Origin of the sequence: Gordonia sp. NPDC058843 (genome assembly GCF_042743165.1) — a bacterium.
In the GTDB taxonomy this organism is placed as follows: domain Bacteria; phylum Actinomycetota; class Actinomycetes; order Mycobacteriales; family Mycobacteriaceae; genus Gordonia.
In genome coordinates this window covers 1-17,927 of record NZ_JBHYNC010000032.1, presented here as the reverse complement: position 1 = coordinate 17,927, position 17,927 = coordinate 1, and the positions used below count along the sequence as shown (strand labels likewise).

The 17,927-nt window shown below is 67.6% G+C and carries 15 protein-coding genes; 8 read left to right on the top strand and 7 right to left on the bottom strand.

The window, feature by feature from the left end; genetic code table 11:
• Positions 1 to 63: 63 nt before the first annotated feature.
• The gene (locus ACFW3F_RS18745; protein WP_388060003.1) at positions 64 to 969 is read left to right on the top strand and encodes an alpha/beta hydrolase family protein; all 906 of its coding nucleotides are present in this window, start codon (positions 64 to 66) and stop codon (positions 967 to 969) included.
• 26 nt (positions 970 to 995) lie between these two features.
• Here the strand turns inward: ACFW3F_RS18745 and ACFW3F_RS18740 are convergent, their stop codons facing one another.
• On the bottom strand, positions 996 to 1,397 hold the full coding sequence (locus ACFW3F_RS18740; protein WP_388060001.1) for an SRPBCC family protein: 402 nt from the start codon (positions 1,395 to 1,397) through the stop codon (positions 996 to 998).
• A 73-nt stretch (positions 1,398 to 1,470) separates the two neighbouring features.
• On the bottom strand, positions 1,471 to 2,187 hold the full coding sequence (locus ACFW3F_RS18735; RefSeq protein ID WP_388059999.1) for a GAF and ANTAR domain-containing protein: 717 nt from the start codon (positions 2,185 to 2,187) through the stop codon (positions 1,471 to 1,473).
• Between the two features lie 170 nt (positions 2,188 to 2,357).
• Here ACFW3F_RS18735 and ACFW3F_RS18730 point away from each other — a divergent pair, with 170 nt between their 5' ends.
• Entirely contained in the window at positions 2,358 to 3,080 is a 723-nt protein-coding gene (locus ACFW3F_RS18730; protein ID WP_388060068.1) for a cutinase family protein, read from the top strand.
• A 188-nt stretch (positions 3,081 to 3,268) separates the two neighbouring features.
• Here ACFW3F_RS18730 and ACFW3F_RS18725 read toward each other — a convergent pair whose 3' ends face one another.
• Positions 3,269 to 3,892, bottom strand: a complete 624-nt coding sequence (locus ACFW3F_RS18725; protein WP_388059997.1) for a TetR/AcrR family transcriptional regulator — start codon at positions 3,890 to 3,892, stop codon at positions 3,269 to 3,271.
• Between the two features lie 259 nt (positions 3,893 to 4,151).
• Here ACFW3F_RS18725 and ACFW3F_RS18720 point away from each other — a divergent pair, with 259 nt between their 5' ends.
• From ACFW3F_RS18720 to ACFW3F_RS18710, 3 genes are all read left to right on the top strand, one after another.
• The gene (locus ACFW3F_RS18720; protein ID WP_388059995.1) at positions 4,152 to 5,177 is read left to right on the top strand and encodes an alpha/beta fold hydrolase; all 1,026 of its coding nucleotides are present in this window, start codon (positions 4,152 to 4,154) and stop codon (positions 5,175 to 5,177) included.
• Between the two features lie 64 nt (positions 5,178 to 5,241).
• Positions 5,242 to 6,342 carry a Rieske 2Fe-2S domain-containing protein gene (locus tag ACFW3F_RS18715; protein ID WP_388059993.1) on the top strand — a complete coding sequence of 367 codons (1,101 nt, stop codon included), beginning with the start codon at positions 5,242 to 5,244 and terminating at the stop codon, positions 6,340 to 6,342.
• A 27-nt stretch (positions 6,343 to 6,369) separates the two neighbouring features.
• Positions 6,370 to 7,455, top strand: a complete 1,086-nt coding sequence (locus tag ACFW3F_RS18710; protein ID WP_388059991.1) for a dihydrodipicolinate reductase — start codon at positions 6,370 to 6,372, stop codon at positions 7,453 to 7,455.
• Positions 7,456 to 7,535: 80 nt separating this feature from the next.
• Here ACFW3F_RS18710 and ACFW3F_RS18705 read toward each other — a convergent pair whose 3' ends face one another.
• From ACFW3F_RS18705 to ACFW3F_RS18695, 3 genes are all read right to left on the bottom strand, one after another.
• Positions 7,536 to 8,483: an oxidoreductase gene (locus ACFW3F_RS18705; protein WP_388059989.1), complete on the bottom strand. Its 948-nt coding sequence runs from the start codon at positions 8,481 to 8,483 to the stop codon at positions 7,536 to 7,538.
• Positions 8,484 to 8,643: 160 nt separating this feature from the next.
• Positions 8,644 to 10,002, bottom strand: a complete 1,359-nt coding sequence (locus ACFW3F_RS18700) for a styrene monooxygenase/indole monooxygenase family protein (protein WP_388059987.1) — start codon at positions 10,000 to 10,002, stop codon at positions 8,644 to 8,646.
• A 127-nt stretch (positions 10,003 to 10,129) separates the two neighbouring features.
• On the bottom strand, positions 10,130 to 10,690 hold the full coding sequence (locus ACFW3F_RS18695) for a dihydrofolate reductase family protein (protein ID WP_388059985.1): 561 nt from the start codon (positions 10,688 to 10,690) through the stop codon (positions 10,130 to 10,132).
• Positions 10,691 to 10,831: 141 nt separating this feature from the next.
• Between ACFW3F_RS18695 and ACFW3F_RS18690 the strand changes: the two genes are divergently transcribed.
• Entirely contained in the window at positions 10,832 to 13,069 is a 2,238-nt protein-coding gene (locus tag ACFW3F_RS18690; protein WP_388059984.1) for an acyltransferase family protein, read from the top strand.
• A gap of 121 nt (positions 13,070 to 13,190) precedes the next feature.
• Here ACFW3F_RS18690 and ACFW3F_RS18685 read toward each other — a convergent pair whose 3' ends face one another.
• Positions 13,191 to 13,706, bottom strand: a complete 516-nt coding sequence (locus ACFW3F_RS18685; RefSeq protein WP_388060066.1) for a vancomycin high temperature exclusion protein — start codon at positions 13,704 to 13,706, stop codon at positions 13,191 to 13,193.
• Between the two features lie 212 nt (positions 13,707 to 13,918).
• Between ACFW3F_RS18685 and ACFW3F_RS18680 the strand changes: the two genes are divergently transcribed.
• Both ACFW3F_RS18680 and ACFW3F_RS18675 read left to right on the top strand, forming a co-directional pair.
• Positions 13,919 to 15,292 carry a wax ester/triacylglycerol synthase family O-acyltransferase gene (locus tag ACFW3F_RS18680; RefSeq protein ID WP_388059982.1) on the top strand — a complete coding sequence of 458 codons (1,374 nt, stop codon included), beginning with the start codon at positions 13,919 to 13,921 and terminating at the stop codon, positions 15,290 to 15,292.
• 230 nt (positions 15,293 to 15,522) lie between these two features.
• The coding region (locus ACFW3F_RS18675) for a (Fe-S)-binding protein (protein ID WP_388059980.1) at positions 15,523 to 17,927 on the top strand (2,405 nt) is incomplete at its 3' end.

Genomic DNA, 17,927 nt, shown 5'->3' with positions numbered 1-17,927 from the left:
TTGGCGGAACATCGTTCCGCTCAGATTATCGCGCTTACCGTCCCGCTATCCGAAGGAAGTCTCGTGTCCGCCGAACTCCCCGCCCGCCAGATCGTCGCCGTCAAGCCCATCGTCGTCCCCACCTCGGACCGGCCGTTCCCCCTGACAGTGAAGGTCACCGCCCCAAGCACCGGTGATCGCCTCCCGGTCATCGTGTTCTCCCACGGCAACGCCTGGTCGATGGACGGTTATGCACCGCTTGTCGATCGTTGGGCCGCTTCGGGTTTCGTCGTCGTACAACCGACACACCTCGATTCCCGGCGCCACGGGATCGGGTTCGACGACCCGCGCTTCGCGACCCTCTGGCGCGCGCGGATCGACGACGCCCACGCCGTGATCGACCACCTCGACGAGATTCTGGTCGCGGCCGGTGGGGACCTCCGTGCCCGGGTCGACATCGATCGACTGGCCGCGGTCGGCCACTCCTGGGGAGGCCACACCGTGGGCACGCTCCTCGGCGCGCGTGTGATCGGGCCCGACGGGGTCGTCGGCGCGGATCTCGCACATCGAGCTGTGCGAGCGGGCGCGCTGATCGCGACGGCCGGGACCGGCGACAGCCTGAGCGAGTATGCGCGTGAACACCTGCCGTTCATGCGCCCCGACTTCTCGACGATGACGACCCCGACACTGGTCGTCGCCGGCGGCAAGGACGACTCGCCGCTGTCGACTCGTGGTCCGGAATGGCTCACCGATGCGTTCCACCTCAGCCCGGGGGCGACGGACCTGCTGTGGATTCCGGACGGGGAGCACACCCTCGGCGGCATCGCAGGCGAGGCGGTACGCGAGACCACCGATGAAGACCCGGCGAGGGTCGCCCTGGTGGCCGATGCGGTCGCCGCCTACGTGGCAGACGCGCTCGGCGTCAGCTCGGCCGAGTGGGAAGCACTTCGGCGCGCGTATTCTGCGGACTTCGCCGTGCAGCGAAAGTGACGCCGGACCGCTCCGCCGGCGGGAGACTATGCCGGACCGACCGATTCCATCAATGACTTGAGCTGCGCGAGATCCTTCTCCACCATCTGGGTGTCCCGGTCGAACTCGTCGTCGGACATGGCCAGCTGCCGGATCGTGAAGACGACCTCGGTGCCGTCCGGATGCGCCAGGACCCGCAGCGGATTGAACACGGTGTCGCCGCCGGGGAGCCGCACCTCGTGATCGACGACGCCGAACGAGTTCCGGGGAACGAATCGGACGGTGACGGTGCCCATCGGCGATTCGACGAGCAACTCGTCGCCGCGCCGGGTCACTTCCGACTTGGCCAGACCCGCAGCCCATCGAGGCAGATTGTCGGGCTCGGCGGCAAAGTCGTAGACGCTCTCGGGTGCTGAATCGATGACCACACTCACGTGCCGGCTGCGCATGAGCCCCAACCTAGTCGCGACCGGGTGCTGGTGCTGTTGTTCAACGCCCAGTCGACGGTGGGGGCGCGCCGGGTCAGGACGCACTCTCCTCCGCGGACTCGGCGAGTTCGCGCTCGATGAGTTGTTCGGCGACCTTCGCGAGCGGGGTGTTGGTGTCCTGCGACAGTTTCCGGAGCAGTGCGAAGGCGGCGACCGCGTCGATACGGAACCGGTACATGATCATGCCCTTGGCCTGGCCGATGACGTCCCGACTGGCCAATGCGCTGCGGAAGTGTTCCTGCTGGCGAGCCGCTCGCAGGGCGAGCGCGGCATGGGTGGCGAACAGCAAACCGACCTCCACGGACTCGTCGCCGAACGCGTCGGTGTCGGCCGAGAAGACGTTCAGCGCACCGATCGTTCCCTTGTCGGTGAAGAGCTGGAACGACAGGCTGGAACGCAGCGGCGTCTCGTCGACGACCCGTGCCGAGAAGGCCGGGAACCGCTTGTCGGCGCGGATGTCGTTCACGAGCACGGTGTGGTGGTTCCATGCGGCCTGCAGGCACGGCCCCTCTCCGGTCTCCTTCTGGAGCCGGTCGGCCTCGTTCATCAGCGGGTCGGTCGGCGCCAGGGTGTCGAAGTTCTTCTTCTGGTCGACGAGCAGGACACCGGCGTACTGGGCTCCGGGAACATATTCGACGGCCCCTGCGGTGATGGAGTCCAGAACCTCACCGGTGGTGTCTTCGGTGTTCTCCGGCACCGCATGCATCTGCCGCGCCAGTTCGGCGATCTTGAAATGAACGTCTGTGTCCACTGGCACTCATCCTCGCTACGTACCGCCGGCGTGCCCGACGATTCACGTGATCGTACTTCTGTATCAGCCTCAACCCGGTCGTTCGTATCGGACCGCCTACCGGATGGCTCTCGATTGCCTCGATCTTTGGGATCATCAAGCCCTTATCTCGAGCGATCGTGATCTCTACCATGGGCCTGGTGATCAAACGGTTGAGTGTCTCCGTCCTCTGTGTCATCGCTGCGATCACGGGAGCGGTGGCCGTCGGCGCACCGACCGCGCAGGCCGCACCCTCGTGCTCCGACGTCGAGGTGGTGTTCGCACGCGGCACCGCCGAGTCGTCTCCCCCGCTCGGCCTGACCGGCATCTCGTTCGTCGAGGCCGTCCGTTCGCAGCTGCCGGGCCGGTCCGTCAGCAGCTACGGCGTCCCCTACCCGGCGAGCGATCAGTTCAACAATCGGCTGAAGTTCGCCCGGACGGTCGCCGACGGCGTCCGCACCACTCAGAACCGCATCAAGTACCTGGCTACGAAGTGCCCGGGCACCAAGGTCGTCCTCGGCGGTTACTCACAAGGCGCCGTGGTCGCGGGATACTCCGTCCACGCCGGATTGGATCTGCCCGCGCGGTACGCCACCTACGACCGTTTCGTGCCGCCGCCGCTGCCGGCGAACATGGCGCGCAACGTCGCCGCGATCGTGCTCTACGGCGCCCCGTCGGACCGCTTCATCGACGACATCGGCGCTCCCCCGGTGAAGGTCGCCGCGCCGTACCGCAGCCGCACTGTTCGCTACTGCATCCCCGGTGACACCATCTGCGACGGTGCTCCGGTCGGCGGCCCCAACGCCCTGCACGTGCTCTACTCGGTCAACGGCATGACCCTCGAGGGCGCCCGGTACGTGGCCCGGCGCGTCTGAGCCGGACCGAGTTCCTGCTCCCTGATCCGAAGAAGCGATCCACCCCTGCTCCCTGAGGAGCGCCCGGAGCCTGCGGAGGGCGCGCAAGCTCGCTCCTCAGGGAGCGGAGTTCTTCGTAGTCAACGACGGCCGCCAGGCCGCACATACTGAGGAGCGAGTTCGCGAGCCGCGAAGGTCCCGCCGGCTGCTCAGCCCGCGAGCAGCGCCACGATGGCCCTCGCCAGTCCGCGGCGCGCCAGCTGCTGGTCCTGAAAGCTGCCTAGTTGCTTCTCCGACACCAGGCCTCGCATGGCCCCGGGAAGGAACGCCGCCACCTCGCGCACACGCTCCGGATCGATGTCGAGGTCGGCGAAGGCGCGCTGACACGAGTCGATCCACGACGGCCCCCACGAGGCGAACTCGGCGGCGGTCTTGGGGAACAGTCGACGCAGCTCGTCCGGATCCCGTGGCAGGGCGGCCCGTAAGGTCTCGATCGCCCGCGACTCGGGCGCGGTCAGCCCGTCGTACATCAGGTCGACGATCGCCGCGACCCGCTGCGCCAATGGTGCTTCGGGCTTCACGCTCACCGGCAGATCGCCGCGGTGCTCGGCGGTCCGGTGCAGGACGGCAGCCCACAGGCCGTCGATGTCGTCGAACTGATACTTGATGGCTCCCCAGGTCGCGCCGATGTCCTTCGCGATCCGGTTGCCCGACACCGACGCGGGGTCGCCGGAGGCCAGCGAAGCGAGCGCGGCGTCGAGCATGGCGTCGCGTGTCGCCTGGCCACGCCGGTTCACCCGACGGGCACGCGTGCTGGATTCGGCGGGAACCATGATCGCCGATCGTAGTCTCGCCTGCCGGCACTGCGTTGACCGGCGAGATGTTTCCGTCGACCGCTCATGGGCTACCCGTCCGATGACCCGCCGGCGACGAAGTGCGGACGACCATGATTCGAGCGGGCACCCGGCCGGTTCGGGCCAACCCGACATATGACACAAACCGAAAGCCGGAAACCCTAGGAACACCGGACACGAGTTTGTATCATTGGGAATCCGCTGTGACACGTGTCACCTGCGGTCCGAGGAGGACGACATGAACGCAGCCGGGGGCATCGGAGCCGCCCGACACGCGCTGGCCGGTTTTCTACCTGCCGAGGCGCGTCGCCGCCTCCGCAACCGCGTGTACGTGGACGCTCTCTTCAACAGCCGGGAACCCGACCGGACCTCCTGGGCGGTCACCGATGACGGCGCGCGCCTGCGCGTCGCCCACCACGGACCGGTCGGCGCGCCGGTGGTGGTACTCGTCCACGGCTGGTCGTGCTGCATCGAGTACTGGAATCCGCAGATCAACGCGCTCGCCGGGCGTTATCACGTGATCGCCTACGATCAGCGCGGACACGGTGAGAGCACCTGGGGCCGGCGGACATTCGATTCGGATGTGCTGGCAGACGATCTGTCCACGGTTGTGTCCCAGACGGTCCCGGATGCCGACAAGGCCGTCTTCGTGGGCCACAGCATGGGCGGCATCACCCTTCAGGCGTGGGCCCACCGGCATCACGACCAGGCCGAGTCACGCGCCGCGGCAATGATTCTCGCCAACACCACATGGGGCGGAATCGCCACGGAGAGCCGTGTGCTGCCCCTCGTCAACGGTCCGATCAAGGCGCCGCTGTGGCTCCTGCAGATGGCGCTGTCGGTGCCGATCCCGTTCCCCGGAGATCGGTTCACGCGGAGCGTGATCCGACATCGCGTCCTCAACGGACGGTCGGCGACGGTGGACCATGCCGCTTTCGTACTCGCGATGACCCGCTCGTGCACGCCGAGTTCCCGCGCCAAGGCCGCGGTGGCGCTTCTCCAGCTGGCCATGGGACCCACCGGCGCCGAGGCGATCTCGGTGCCGACGACCGTGATCGGCGGTCGACACGATCTCCTCTTGCCGCACGCGATGACCCAGCGCATCGCGCATGCGCTCTCGGTCCGCGGCCAGCTCGATCGCCTCGTCGTCCTCGACACCGGCCACGCATCGAACATCGAGGCCGCCGAGGACTTCACGGCCGAGATCCACCGGGTCATGGATGCGACGTCGCCGAGTCCGGAGCTGGTGGAAACCGCCAGCTGACCAGCCGCGACGGTTTTCACAGAACCCTCTTGCATTCTCGGTTCGCGGGACCTACCGTTGCCGCATGGCGAGAACGCCCCTGTCGATGACACCCACTGGCTGGTTTCAGGTCGCCTGGTGCTCGGAGATCCCGGTGGGGTCGGTGCACACGATGAAGTACTTCGGCCGCGAGATGGTCGCCTGGCGGTCGCGATCGGGACAGGTCTCGGTGTTCGACGCGTACTGCGAACACCTCGGTGCACATCTCGGCCACGGCGGACACGTCGAGGGCGAGAACCTCGTGTGCCCGTTCCACGGTTGGGAGTGGAATCGCGAGGGGCGCAACGTCTGCATCCCATATGAGAAGCACCCCAACCGGGGGCGCCGCATCCGCAGCTACCCCGTCGTCGAACGCAACGAAGCCGTCTGGATCTGGCACGACACCGACGGTCGCCCACCGCATTTCGACGTGCCCGACATCTTCGGCGACTTCGGCGACGACCGCACCGCCGCCGACTACTACCCGCCGGTCCCGGCCGCCACCCTCTTCCGGCCGGGCCTCGAGATCCATCCGCAGTACATCATGGAGAACGGCGTCGACTTCGCCCACTTCAAGTTCGTCCACAAGACGCCGTTCATGCCGGAGTTCACCCGACACGATTTCGACGGCCCGGTGTCCTACGTCGACTTCACGATCGCCTTCGAGGAGGGCGCGACACTCGACAGCGCCACGAGCGGGGTCGAATCGATCAACGCCGGGCTCGGTTGTTCGGTGACCAAGAGCTGGGGCATGGTCGACAATCGCACGATGCCCGCGGTCACCCCGGTCGACGAGCACACCTCCGACGTGCGGTTCACCGTGTGGATCGGCCGCAAGCCGGGCGAGGAGACCGGCGAGATCAGCCGCTACGGCACCGTCCTGGCCGATCTCGTCATCGAGCAGTTCGCCGCCGACATCGACATCTGGGCCCACCAGCGCTATTCCGACCCACCCGCGTTGTCCCGGAGGGAGTTCGAGGGTTTCACCGCACTCCGGAAGTGGGCTCGCCAGTTCTACCCCGACGGTGGCCCCGACGGCGCCGATCCGGCGTCACCGAGCGGCGCGGTGCAACCGTCCGCGGGCGACGACTTCGTCCGCATCCACCGCTCCGAGCTCGACGCACTGCGTGCCGCCGCGCAGTCCTGAATCTTTCACGCCTCGAAAGGAACTGCCATGACCAGCACTGAACGCCTCCGGGTCTTCCAGGTTGCCACCGGTAATCTGGGCACCGAGATGATCGGCCGTATCCAGGCGCATCCCGATCTCGAACTCGTTGGGCTGCACTGCTATACACCCGACAAGATCGGCCGTGACGCCGGCGAGATCGTCGGCCTCGAACCAGTGGGGGTGACGGCCACCGGCACGGTCGATGAGATCATCGCCGCGCGTCCGGATGTGCTGACATTCCACGGCGTGTTCCCCGACGAGGACCTCTACGTCAAAGTCCTCGAGGCCGGAATCAATATCGTGACCACCGCGGACTGGATCACCGGATTCCATCGCGACACCAACCACCCACACCATTCGGGACGCAAGGTCAGCGAGGTCATCGCCGAGGCCTGCGAGCGAGGCGGCGCCACCTTCTACGGCACCGGCATGAATCCCGGTCTGGCACAGATCCTCGGCATCGTGCACACCGCCGACGTGGCCGACATCGAGAACATCACCGTCATCGAGTCCGTCGACGTCTCCTGCCACCACTCCGTCGATACGTGGAAGGCGGTGGGATACGGCCTGCCCGTCGACGACCCGAGCATCCCCGACTCGCTCTACAAGTACACCGCGGTGTTCGCGGACTCCGTCTATCTGATGGCCGATGCCTTCGATCTCGAACTCGACGAGGTGACGTTCTCCTACGAGCTGGGTGCCTGCACCAAAGACGTCGACCTCGGCTGGTACCAGCTACCGCAGGGTTCGCTCGGCGGAAGCTACATCAGGTACCAGGGCATGGTCGACGGAGTGGCGCGCGTCGAATCCCACCTCGAATGGCAGATGACCCCGCACACCGATCCCTCGTGGAACATCCAGGGCTGCTACATCACCCAGGTCACCGGCGACCCGAACATCTACTCCAAGCACATGATCTTCCCGCGCAAGGGTTTCGACCTCTCCAAGCCCGAGAACTTCGCGTCCATCGGCATGACCGTCACGGGGCTGCCCGCCCTCAACTCGATCAAGTCGGTCGTCGCGGCGGCTCCGGGCATCGTGACGAGCGCGGACCTACCGCTGCGGTCGTTCGCGGGGCGGTTCGCGATCTGACGAGGGTCGGCGGGGCCCTTCGTGGCTCGTCGCTTGCGCTCCTCGCACCTCAGGGAGCGATGGGTGACGCTTCTTCCGGATCAGGGAGCAGGAGACGGCCCGAGATCGATGGTCACGCCGGTGAGTTCGGCCCCGATGTCCCACAGCCGGGCGGCGACAGCGAGGTCCTTGGCCTTTACCGCCGGTTCCACCAGAACGGGTCGACCGACGAGTCCGAGACTGCCCACCGGACCGTAGTACTCGCCGCCCTGCGCCTTCGGGTCGGCAGCCGCACGGAGGACCGGCAGGGCACCGTCGGGCGGGTCCATGATGAACCGGTCGGTGAGCCATCGCAGCGACGGGGCGTGATAGGCCCACTGGAGGAACTTGCTCTGTTCCCGCATCACCCCGGTCCGGGTACCGCCGGGATGGCAGGCCAGCGAGATCGCCGACACCTCAGCGCTTCTCATCCGACGGTCCAGTTCGAGTGCGAACATCATCTGGGCGAGCTTCGAGCGCGAATAGGCACCGGCGGTGCTGAACGTGCGTTCCATCGTCAGGTCGCCGAAATCGATGGTGCCGGCGCGATGGACATGACTGCCGACGGTGACCACCCGCGCCGCATCCGCGGCCAGCAAACGGCCGGTCAGCAGTCCGGTCAGTGCGTAGTGGCCCAGATAGTTTGTGCCGAAGTCCATCTCGAAGCCATCGGGCGTCAGTTCACGACGCGCCCGCATGACCCCGGCGTTGTTGACCAGCACGTCGATCCGGGTGTGACGTCGGGAGATCTCGCCGGCGGCCGTACGGACGGAATCCAGACTCGCGAGGTCGAGGTCGACGGTCTCCAGCTCGGCGCCGGGGACCTTTCCCGCGATGTAGTCGTGAGCCTCGGCCGCGTTCTGTGGATTGCGGCACGCCAGCACGACACGGGCGCCCAGCGTCGCCAGACCGAGGGCGATCTCGCGTCCGATCCCGGAATTCGCGCCGGTCACGACGGCGAGCCGTCCGGTCTGCGGAGGCGCATCGGCCAACGTCCACCCCGACTTCACATCTGCCCCCTCCGGCGCCGACTCGAACGACGATGTTGTTCGTATCACATCACGGGTGCCGCTTTCGGACGGGGCGTCCGATTCGCGTGCACGAACGACCGCACCTCGCCGTCCGGTCCGGGCGGCGAGGTGCGGCGAGGTACAGAGTGCGGGCGGCGGGTCAGGCGCTCACGGCCGCCGGGGCGGCGCCGGTGAACTGTCCGGCCGGCGCGAAGCGGGCGAGGACCTCGTCGTGCGGCTCTCCGGCCACCGCGGCGATGAAGCCCTCCACGTCCTCGCGGGTCCGCAGACCGAGCAGCGGATTCGGCTCGGAGAGCAGACCGAACAGGGCCGACGCGATGGGGGGACTGACGGCGGCAGCCGGAAACGACAACTCCAGGTGGGTCGCGTAGTCGGGGTCGCCCAGATACAGCCGGGTGACCTCGACAGCGGCCCGTCCGCGGCGTTCCCAGTGCTTCTCGAACTCCGCCGACAGCCACTCGGCGGTGAACTCGCCCTCGTGGTCCCGTGCAGCCTTGACGAGTTCGGCGACCTGGAACAGGGTGTTCGCGGCCCCCTGCCCCGCGACCGGGTCGACGGCGATGGCGGTGTCGCCGATGGCCGCGACCGGATGCCCGCCCGCGGTGGAGGCGACAGCCTGCCGCACGGTCGGGGTGACCGCACCCTTGAGCCACGACACCGGATCGGACTCGATGACCTCGAGCCGGTCGACGACGGGCGCGTCCTCCGGGAAGTACTCGGCGAAGATGCCCGAGATCGTCTGGCGGGCAGACACGGCGTCGTGGACGTCGTCGATACGGGCGGCCCACGCTCCGTCGGGTTTGGCGAAGACGATGAACGACCACGTCGGCCCGGCGTCCTTGTGCAGGAACGGTCCGACGAAGATCTCACCGTTCTGCGCGTCGAGGTTGAACAGCGAGTGGTCGCCGCCCGCGCTGCTGCGGTAGGCGAAGGACTCGGGACCGTGGTCGACACCGGTCAGGGTGACCTGCAGCAGACGGCGCTGGGGTTCCCGGTAATGCGTGCGTGACTCGTCGACGGGGAAGAGCGTCGACAGTCCGCCCTTGCCGGTGGCCACGAGGGTGATGTCGGCGTCGGCGGCGATCGCGTCCAGACGGTCGAGACCGACCTGCCCCACCTCGAATCGGCCACCACGGTCCAGGAATCGGGCCAGACGGTCGTCGGCCCGCAGGCGGAGGTCGACGGCCTGGGCGACGTAACCGTAGTCCGGGTTGAACTCGAGGACCGCGGCGCGCTCGTCGCCGCTACCCGAGTACAGGCGAGCGCTGATGCCGGTGGTGTTGCCGACCTCGTACAGGTCGTCGATGATCTCCGCGTCCCATTCGCGAGGCTTTCCGAACAGGACGCCGACTCCGGTCGGCGGCACCTTGTCGCGTAGGGACTCGCGGTCCCGGTCGCTGTAGAGCGTGACGTCGAATCCGGCGTCGACGAACCCGAGCGCCGCGCTGGTCCCGGCCAGCCCGGCCCCGATGATCGCGACCGATCGTCGTGCTGTCATGTGCAATCTCCCCTGGTTGTCGGCATGCAATGGCTGCTCGACAGGGTGCCGGGGCGATCGGTGTGACTGAAGGGTTAGACGCACCGAGAACGAATCGGTGCGCGGGTCGAGGCCCGGCTGGATGCACCTAGGTGTCGTCGCGAACGCGGAGGTACCGCTCGTAGATCACCTGGCCGCCGTAGGTCCGGGTCTCGGCGAGCTCGAGCCGAACCGTGTCGGTGACCGGCGGCAGCAACGGTGTACCGCCGCCGACAATGACCGGGTACCGGAAGATACGGAATTCGTCGACGAATCCGAGTTCGATGGCCTGCTGGGCCAGGTCGGCGCCACCGATCTCCACGTCGGCGTCGGTCGAGTCCAGCACCGCGGTGAGCTCGTCGGCCAGCGATCCCTGGGCCAGCCGGGCGTTGCCCTCGACCGTCGTGAGGGTGCGACTGAAGACCACTTTGGGCAGTGCGGACCAGAGGTCGGCGAACGCGGCATCCGCCTCGTTCTCACGCATCCGCGGATCCGTCTCCCAGACCAGCATCGTCTCGTACAGCCGACGGCCGCACACGAAGGCACCGAGTGCACCGACCCGCTCGGTGTGGAACGCGAACAGATCGTCGGAGGGGACCGACCAGTTGAAGTTGCCGTCGCGATCGGAGATGAAGCCATCCACCGAGACGCCCATCGACAAGAGCAGCATGCGGGGGATGTTACGGCGGCCGGCCGGCGGTGACACCCGACTCCGCGCATGCGAGGTGAACCCACGAGTCTCCTGTGAGGTCCGACGACACCCAGCTCGTGCCGGGCAGTCCTCAGGTGCGGGCAAGTACCATCGCCCTCTGTGCGTACGCCCCTGACCGACGCGACACCCGTCGCAACCCCGAACGAGGATGCCGCGACCGGCAACACGTCCGGCTACCGGCTGGACCTCGACGGGCTGCGCGGCATCGCGATCGCGCTGGTGGCGATCTTCCATGTCTGGTTCGGCCGGGTGTCCGGCGGCGTCGACGTCTTCCTGACCCTGTCGGGCTACTTCTTCGTCGCCTCCCTGCTCAAGCACGTACTGGCCACCCAGCCCGCGACGAGTTCCTGGGGCGCGGCGATCAACCCGTGGCCGCGGTTCTCCCGGCTCCTCCGCCGGCTGCTGCCCGCGCTGCTGCTGGTGCTCGCGGTCACCGCCGCGCTGATCGCACTGATCATGCCGACGACGCGATGGGGGCCGCTGGGCGCCGAACTGCAGGCGAGCGCCCTGTATTACCAGAACTGGCATCTCGCGTTCGAGTCGCAGGACTACGCGGCAGCCGACTCCGCGAACAGCCCGATGCAGCATCTCTGGTCGATGTCGATGCAGGGCCAGTTCTTCGTCCTCACCCTCGTGTGCGCATTGGCGCTGGGTGGGGTGTTGCGCGCCCTGGGCCGACGGTCCGCGTTCTTCGCCGACCCCAAGGTGGTCCGCGGGACCGTCGGCATCGCGCTCGGCGTCGTCGCGCTGGGATCGTTCGCGTGGGCCAACTACCGCCACGGCATCAACCAGCCGTTCACGTACTACGACACCGTCGCCCGACTGTGGGAACCGCTCGTCGGCGGACTGCTCGCGGTGTGGATGCCGCGGATCGCGCTGTCGCAGCGGGTACGTGACCTCCTGGGGATCGTCGCCCTCGGTCTGATCATCACGTGCGGTTGGTGGATCGCCGGCGTCCAGGAGTATCCGGCGGCATGGGCGCTCGTCCCGGTCGGTGCGACGCTGGTCCTCATCTGGGTCGGATCGTCGCAGACAGCACCGATCGATCGGGCAACGGCCGCCGGCCAGACCACCATCCGTTCCGGGGTGAGCCGCGGCCTCGCACATCCCCGCCTCGTCTGGCTCGGTTCGATCGCGTACGCGCTGTACCTGTGGCACTGGCCGTTGCTCATCTTCTATCTCGCGTGGCGCTACCAGGACGACGTCTCGTGGTTCGAGGGCACCGCCATCCTGGCCGTGTCGGTGCTGCTGGCCTGGCTCACGACCAAGTACGTCGAGGCGCCGCTGCGTGCGCGGTCGGCGAAGCGCAGACCGACGCGGGCGGCGACCGTGACCGAGACGCCGGGAGACGAGGAGCGCGGCCCGGCCGCGCGGGTTCCGTTCGAGAACACCCGCGGCTACCGACGCGCGCTCGTGGCAGTGCTGGTGATCGTCAGCGTCGCGGCCGGTGTCGCCGCGGTGACCTGGCAGCGCGACGCCGCCAACGCCACCCTCGACACCCAGAATCTCGACCCGCGGCTGTACCCCGGTGCGCGCGCGTTCCTCGACGGCGCGCCGGTGCCGAACGTGACCGCGCAGCCGAGCCCGAACGTGGTCGACATGGACTGGCCCATCACCTCCTACGACTCGATCATCAGCGGGTGGAAGGACCCGTCGATCAAGGTCGGGTACTACGGCGACGTCAATGCCGGCCGGACGATCGCGCTCGTCGGCGGCTCGCACGCCGAACAGTGGATCACCGCACTCGACGCCATCGGCAAACGCCACAACTTCCGCGTGACCACCTATCTGAAGGTCGGGTGCGCCCTGACGACCGAGCACGTCTTCACGTGGTTCGGCCAGAAGTACTACCAATGCAACGACTGGTCGCGTCGCGTCATGGAGCGACTCGCCGTCGACAAGCCCGATGTGGTGTTCACCAACAGCACGCGCCCGGTCGAGTCCGGCGACGGCGACTTCGTCCCCAAGGACTATGAGGAGATCTTCGCCGAGTTCCGCGATCGCGGGCAGCGCGTCGTCGCGGTCCGCGACAACCCCTGGGCGACCGGACAACTCAAGCCACCCGAGTGCCTCGCAAGCGGCCGCAAACCCGAGGTGTGCGGCGTACCCCGGGCCCAGGCCATGGCACCGGCCGACCCCGCGGCCGGGCTGTCCGGCCGGTTCCCCAACATGAGCTTCCTCGACTACACCGACGCCATGTGCGACGACCGGTACTGCCCCGCTGTCGTCGGGAACATCCTGGTGTGGCACGACTTCCACCACCTGTCGGCGACCTTCGTCCGTAGCCTGATCCCCGCCGTCGAAGCCGATCTGCAGCGGTCGCTGCGCTGGTGGTGACACCCCTTGCTCCCCAATCCAAAAGAAGCAACCCCCCTTGCTCCCTGAGGTGCGAGGAGCGCAAGCCGCCGGGCCGAGCAAGCGACGAAGGAGCGCGTCGAGGTCGACGAGCCACGAAGGGTCAGGTGACCGCGGTCAGCAACGCGCGCGGCCCGGCGAACACCGTCTCCCGAACATGATTGCGAGCGAGAGTCCAGGCGGGACAATCGCATCCGGCCGCGACTCCACGGGCGTCGACGCCCCGATGTCGGCACAGCGCGACGGCGCGGCGGAGGTGGAATCCCTGCGTCACGACGACCACCTCGTCGACGCCGAACACCGTCCGCGCACGCCGGCAGCTCGCCGCGGTGTCGAGGCCGGCCGGGTCGTCGGCGATCACCCGTGACGGCACCCCGCGCTCCTCGAGATAGCTTCGCATCACCGCGGGTTCGTTCCCGGCCTCGTCGGAACCGTTGCCCGAGTTGATGATCCGACCGACACCCCCGGATCGGTACAGCTCCAGCGCGGTGTCGAGCCGGCCTCGCACGTAGTCACCGGGCGACCCGTCGTCGTGGACGAGGGAACCGAGCACCAGGACCGTCGGCCGGGCGGCGGGCGCCTGCGCGTCGTCGATCCTGCCCACCGTCGCGAAGTACATCCAGGTGATCGCCACCGTGATCCACAGCTCGACGAGCACCAGCAGCACCGGCACGACGAGACGAGCACCTGATCTCACCCCTACAACGTAGGGAGCCCGTCCCCAACATGGCCATTCCAGCCCGGGCACCGCGGTCGCCCCGTGATACTTGTGACATCTCGGTCGCGCTCAGCCTGTGCGCATCAATCCCGTGTTGTGAAAGTGATGGTGCGATGCCGTACATGCCGGTCACCTCGTCGATGTTCCTGCTGGCCGAGACGCGCGAGCAACCGATGCACGTCGGGGGCCTCCAGCTCTTCGTGCCGCGCGACGGCCAGTCCTCCAGCGAACTCGCCGAAGAGATCGTCGAGGCGTTCTGCGGCTGCACCGACGTCCATCCGCTCTTCCGGAAACGTCCGGCATCGCCGGTGACCCTGCTCGGCAACGTGGCGTGGTCCTTCGACGACGACATCGATTTCGACTACCACGTGCGGCGCACGGTCCTTCCCCGCCCGGGGCGCGTCCGCGAACTGCTGCGCTACGTCTCCCTCAACCACGGGGCTCTGCTCGACCGCTTCCGGCCGATGTGGGAGGTCCACGTCATCGAGGGCCTCGACGACGGCCGAGTGGCGCTGTACACCAAGGTCCACCACTCGCTGGTGGACGGCGTCTCCGCGCTGCGGCTGCTCCAACGCACACTGTCCGACGATCCCGACGACAGGTCGGGGACCGCCCCCTGGGACCCGGCGCTGGCCGAACGTCGGCGTCCGCGCCCCGCTCCGAGCCTGCGCAGCCGGGTGTCGGGGCTGGCGAACGTCGCAGGCCAGATCGCCGGCATCGGACCCGCCGCGGCGAAGGTCGCGGTGGCCGGTCTTCGAGACCCGGAGTTCGTCGCCCCGCTGGGGCGCGCTCCGCGCACGATCCTCGACGTCGCGATCGGTAGTGCCCGCCGCTTCGCCTCCCAGCAGTGGGAGCTCGATCGTCTGCGGGCGGTTGCCGATGCCCGGGGCATCACCCTCAACGACGTGATCGTCGCGATGTGTTCGGGGGCGCTGCGGTCCTACCTCATCGACCAGGATGCGCTGCCCGACGCTCCGCTCATCGCCGCGGTACCGGTGTCGATGCACACCGACGGCGACGACGAAGGCAACGCGGTGACCGCCATCCTGGTCAGCCTGGCGACCGACGAGCCGGACCCCGAACGCCGCCTCGACAAGCTCGTCGACTCGGCCCGGCACAGCAAATCGGTGGTGCGGGGCCTTCGTCCGTTGCAGGCGCTCGCGCTGGGCGCGGCCAACTTCGCCCCGCTGGCCTTCGCCACCGTGCCCGGGTTCGTGCAGTACGTCCCACCGCAGTTCAACATCATCATCAGCAATGTGCCCGGGCCGTCGAAGCACCTGTACTGGAACGGCGCCCGCCTCGACGGTGTGTATCCCGTCTCCATTCCGATGGAGGGGCTCGCTCTCAACATCACCGTGACCAGCACCGCCGAGCACATCAATTTCGGTCTGATCGGCGCGCGCGCCCAGCTCCCGAGCCTGCAGCGCCTGCTCACGCACCTCGACACGGCACTCGAAGAGCTCGAGAAGGTCGCGCTCACGCGATGAACCCCGTGACGACCCGCGGGACGGACGTGGCCTCGGCCACCCTGACTCGACAGTAAGTTACTCGCGAGTATCATCGCTCATGAGGTAGACCAGCGTAATTAGGCCAGCCTTGGCAGCGCGCCGGTGGCGCAACGAATTACGGTTACCTGTAGTACACCGCCCCGTGGTACCCAGCCTCGCGTCCCGCGACCCGGCGGCGGACGACCTAGACGAAAGGCCGGTACGAGCCCGTGACAGCCACGACCATTGCCCTCGGCACCACCGCTGCCGTGGTCAGTTTGTTCTGCTGGTACCTGTTCCTCGGCGGCGTGGTGCGGATCTACCGCACCATCAAGCTCGGACACAAGGTGGACAGCGCCCGCTTCTGGCCCATCCTGCCGCGCTTCATGACGATGCTCAAGGAGTTCATCGTCCACACGCGGATGGCGAAGTTCCGCACCGTCGGCTGGGCGCACTGGCTCGTGATGGTCGGCTTCCTCGGCGGCTTCCTGCTGTGGTTCGAGGCCTACGGCCAGTCCATCAACCCCGAGTTCCACTGGCCCGTCTTCGGTGACACGTTCGCGTGGCACCTGTGGGACGAGCTGCTCGGCATCGCGACCGTGGTCGGCATCCTCGTGCTGATCGCGATCCGTCAGCTCAACCACCCGCGGGTCCCCGAGCGACTGTCGCGCTTCGGCGGTTCGCGCTTCGGACCGGCCTACTTCGTCGAGATCATCGTGCTCCTCGAGGGCCTGGGCATGATCCTGGTGAAGGCATCGAAGATCGCGACCTACGGTCACGCGAACGCCTACTCCGACTTCTTCACCATGCAGGTCGCGAAGATCCTGCCGGCCTCGCCGACGCTGGTGTCGATCTTCGCCGTCATCAAGCTGATGAGCGGCATGGTGTGGCTGGCCATGGTCGGCATGAACATCAGCTGGGGCGTTGCCTGGCACCGCTTCTCGGCCTTCTTCAACATCTACTTCAAGCGTGAGGCCGACGGCGGCGTCGCCCTCGGTGCCGCTAAGCCGATGATGAGCCAGGGCAAGGTCCTCGACATGGAGACCGCCGATCCCGACGTCGACGCGTTCGGAGCGGGCAAGATCGAGGACTTCTCGTGGAAGGGCTGGCTGGACTTCACCACCTGTACCGAGTGTGGTCGATGCCAGTCGCAGTGTCCCGCGTGGAACACCGGCAAGCCGCTGAGCCCGAAGCTGCTGATCATGTCGCTGCGCGATCACGGCAACGCCAAGGCGCCTTACCTGCTGGCCGGCGGCCGCAAGGACATGGGCGGCGACGAGGTCGGCCTGGTCGACGCGGACGGCAACGTCCTCGAGGACAAGCTGAACGCCATCCCGGAGGCGGCGCGGGCCGAGGCAGCACGCAAGCTCGTGGGCGAGTCGAAGGGCGACCTCGGCGGCGGACAGGCCATCGAAGCGGTGGACGGTGAGTTCGATCCCGAGGCGCTGGGTGCGGTCATCGACACCGAGACCCTGTGGAGCTGCACGACCTGTGGCGCCTGCGTCGAGCAGTGCCCCGTCGACATCGAGCACGTCGACCACATCCTCGACATGCGTCGCTACCAGGTCCTGATCGAGTCGGACTTCCCGACCGAGCTGGCCGGCATGTTCAAGAACCTCGAGAACAAGGGCAATCCGTGGGGCCAGAACGCCTCCGCGCGCACCGCCTGGATCGACGAGATGGACATCGAGATCCCGGTCTTCGGCAAGGACGTCGAGTCGTTCGAGGGCTTCGAGTACCTGTTCTGGGTCGGCTGTGCCGGCGCTTACGAGGATCGCGCGAAGAAGACCACGAAGGCCGTCGCCGAACTCCTCGACATGGCCGCGGTCAACTTCATGGTCCTCGGCGAGGGCGAGACGTGTACCGGCGACTCCGCTCGCCGCGCGGGCAACGAGTTCCTCTTCCAGATGCTCGCGCAGCAAAACATCGAGATGCTGGGCGAGGTCTTCGCGACCGCGCCGGAGCAGCGCAAGAAGGTCGTCGTGACCTGTGCGCACTGCTTCAACGCACTGGGCAACGAGTACCCGCAGCTGGGCGCGAAGTACGAGGTCGTCCATCACACGCAGCTGCTGAACCGCCTCGTGCGCGAGAAGCGCCTCGTCCCGGTCGCTCCGATCAGCGAGGATGTCACCTATCACGACCCGTGCTACCTGGGCCGTCACAACAAGGTCTACGACGCTCCGCGTGAGCTGATGGGCGCGGCCGGCTCGACCCTCACCGAGATGCCGCGTCACGGCGAACGGTCCATGTGCTGTGGTGCCGGTGGTGCCCGCATGTGGATGGAAGAGCAGATCGGCAAGCGCATCAACATCGACCGGGTCGACGAGGCACTCGACACTCTCGGCGACACGACCGGCGACAAGGTCAAGAAGGTGGCGACGGGTTGCCCGTTCTGCCGCGTCATGCTCACCGACGGTGTGACCGCACGGACCAGCGGCACCGAGTCCGAAGGCAAGGTCGAGGTCGTCGACGTCGCGCAGCTGCTGCTGGACTCGGTCAAGCGCGGCGGTCCCACCGAGGTGAAGCTCGGCGGCCGGTTCCTGGGACCGCGTCCGACCGCGGTCGAGCCGGAGCCCGAACCCGAGAAGGTGCCCGCGGCTGCAACCGCGTCCACCGCCACCAAGGAGTCGGCGAC

What these genes read in the sequence shown, in the direction of transcription:
- ACFW3F_RS18685 (WP_388060066.1), bottom strand. Translation starts at nt 13,706, where the DNA reads ATGTACTTCGCGACGGTGGGCAGGATCGACGACGCGCAGGCGCCCGCC.
- ACFW3F_RS18715 (WP_388059993.1), top strand. Translation starts at nt 5,242, where the DNA reads ATGGCGAGAACGCCCCTGTCGATGACACCCACTGGCTGGTTTCAGGTC.
- ACFW3F_RS18730 (WP_388060068.1), top strand. Translation starts at nt 2,358, where the DNA reads ATGGGCCTGGTGATCAAACGGTTGAGTGTCTCCGTCCTCTGTGTCATC.
- ACFW3F_RS18710 (WP_388059991.1), top strand. Translation starts at nt 6,370, where the DNA reads ATGACCAGCACTGAACGCCTCCGGGTCTTCCAGGTTGCCACCGGTAAT.
- ACFW3F_RS18725 (WP_388059997.1), bottom strand. Translation starts at nt 3,892, where the DNA reads ATGGTTCCCGCCGAATCCAGCACGCGTGCCCGTCGGGTGAACCGGCGT.
- ACFW3F_RS18740 (WP_388060001.1), bottom strand. Translation starts at nt 1,397, where the DNA reads ATGCGCAGCCGGCACGTGAGTGTGGTCATCGATTCAGCACCCGAGAGC.
- ACFW3F_RS18680 (WP_388059982.1), top strand. Translation starts at nt 13,919, where the DNA reads ATGCCGTACATGCCGGTCACCTCGTCGATGTTCCTGCTGGCCGAGACG.
- ACFW3F_RS18700 (WP_388059987.1), bottom strand. Translation starts at nt 10,002, where the DNA reads ATGACAGCACGACGATCGGTCGCGATCATCGGGGCCGGGCTGGCCGGG.
- ACFW3F_RS18695 (WP_388059985.1), bottom strand. Translation starts at nt 10,690, where the DNA reads ATGCTGCTCTTGTCGATGGGCGTCTCGGTGGATGGCTTCATCTCCGAT.
- ACFW3F_RS18720 (WP_388059995.1), top strand. Translation starts at nt 4,152, where the DNA reads ATGAACGCAGCCGGGGGCATCGGAGCCGCCCGACACGCGCTGGCCGGT.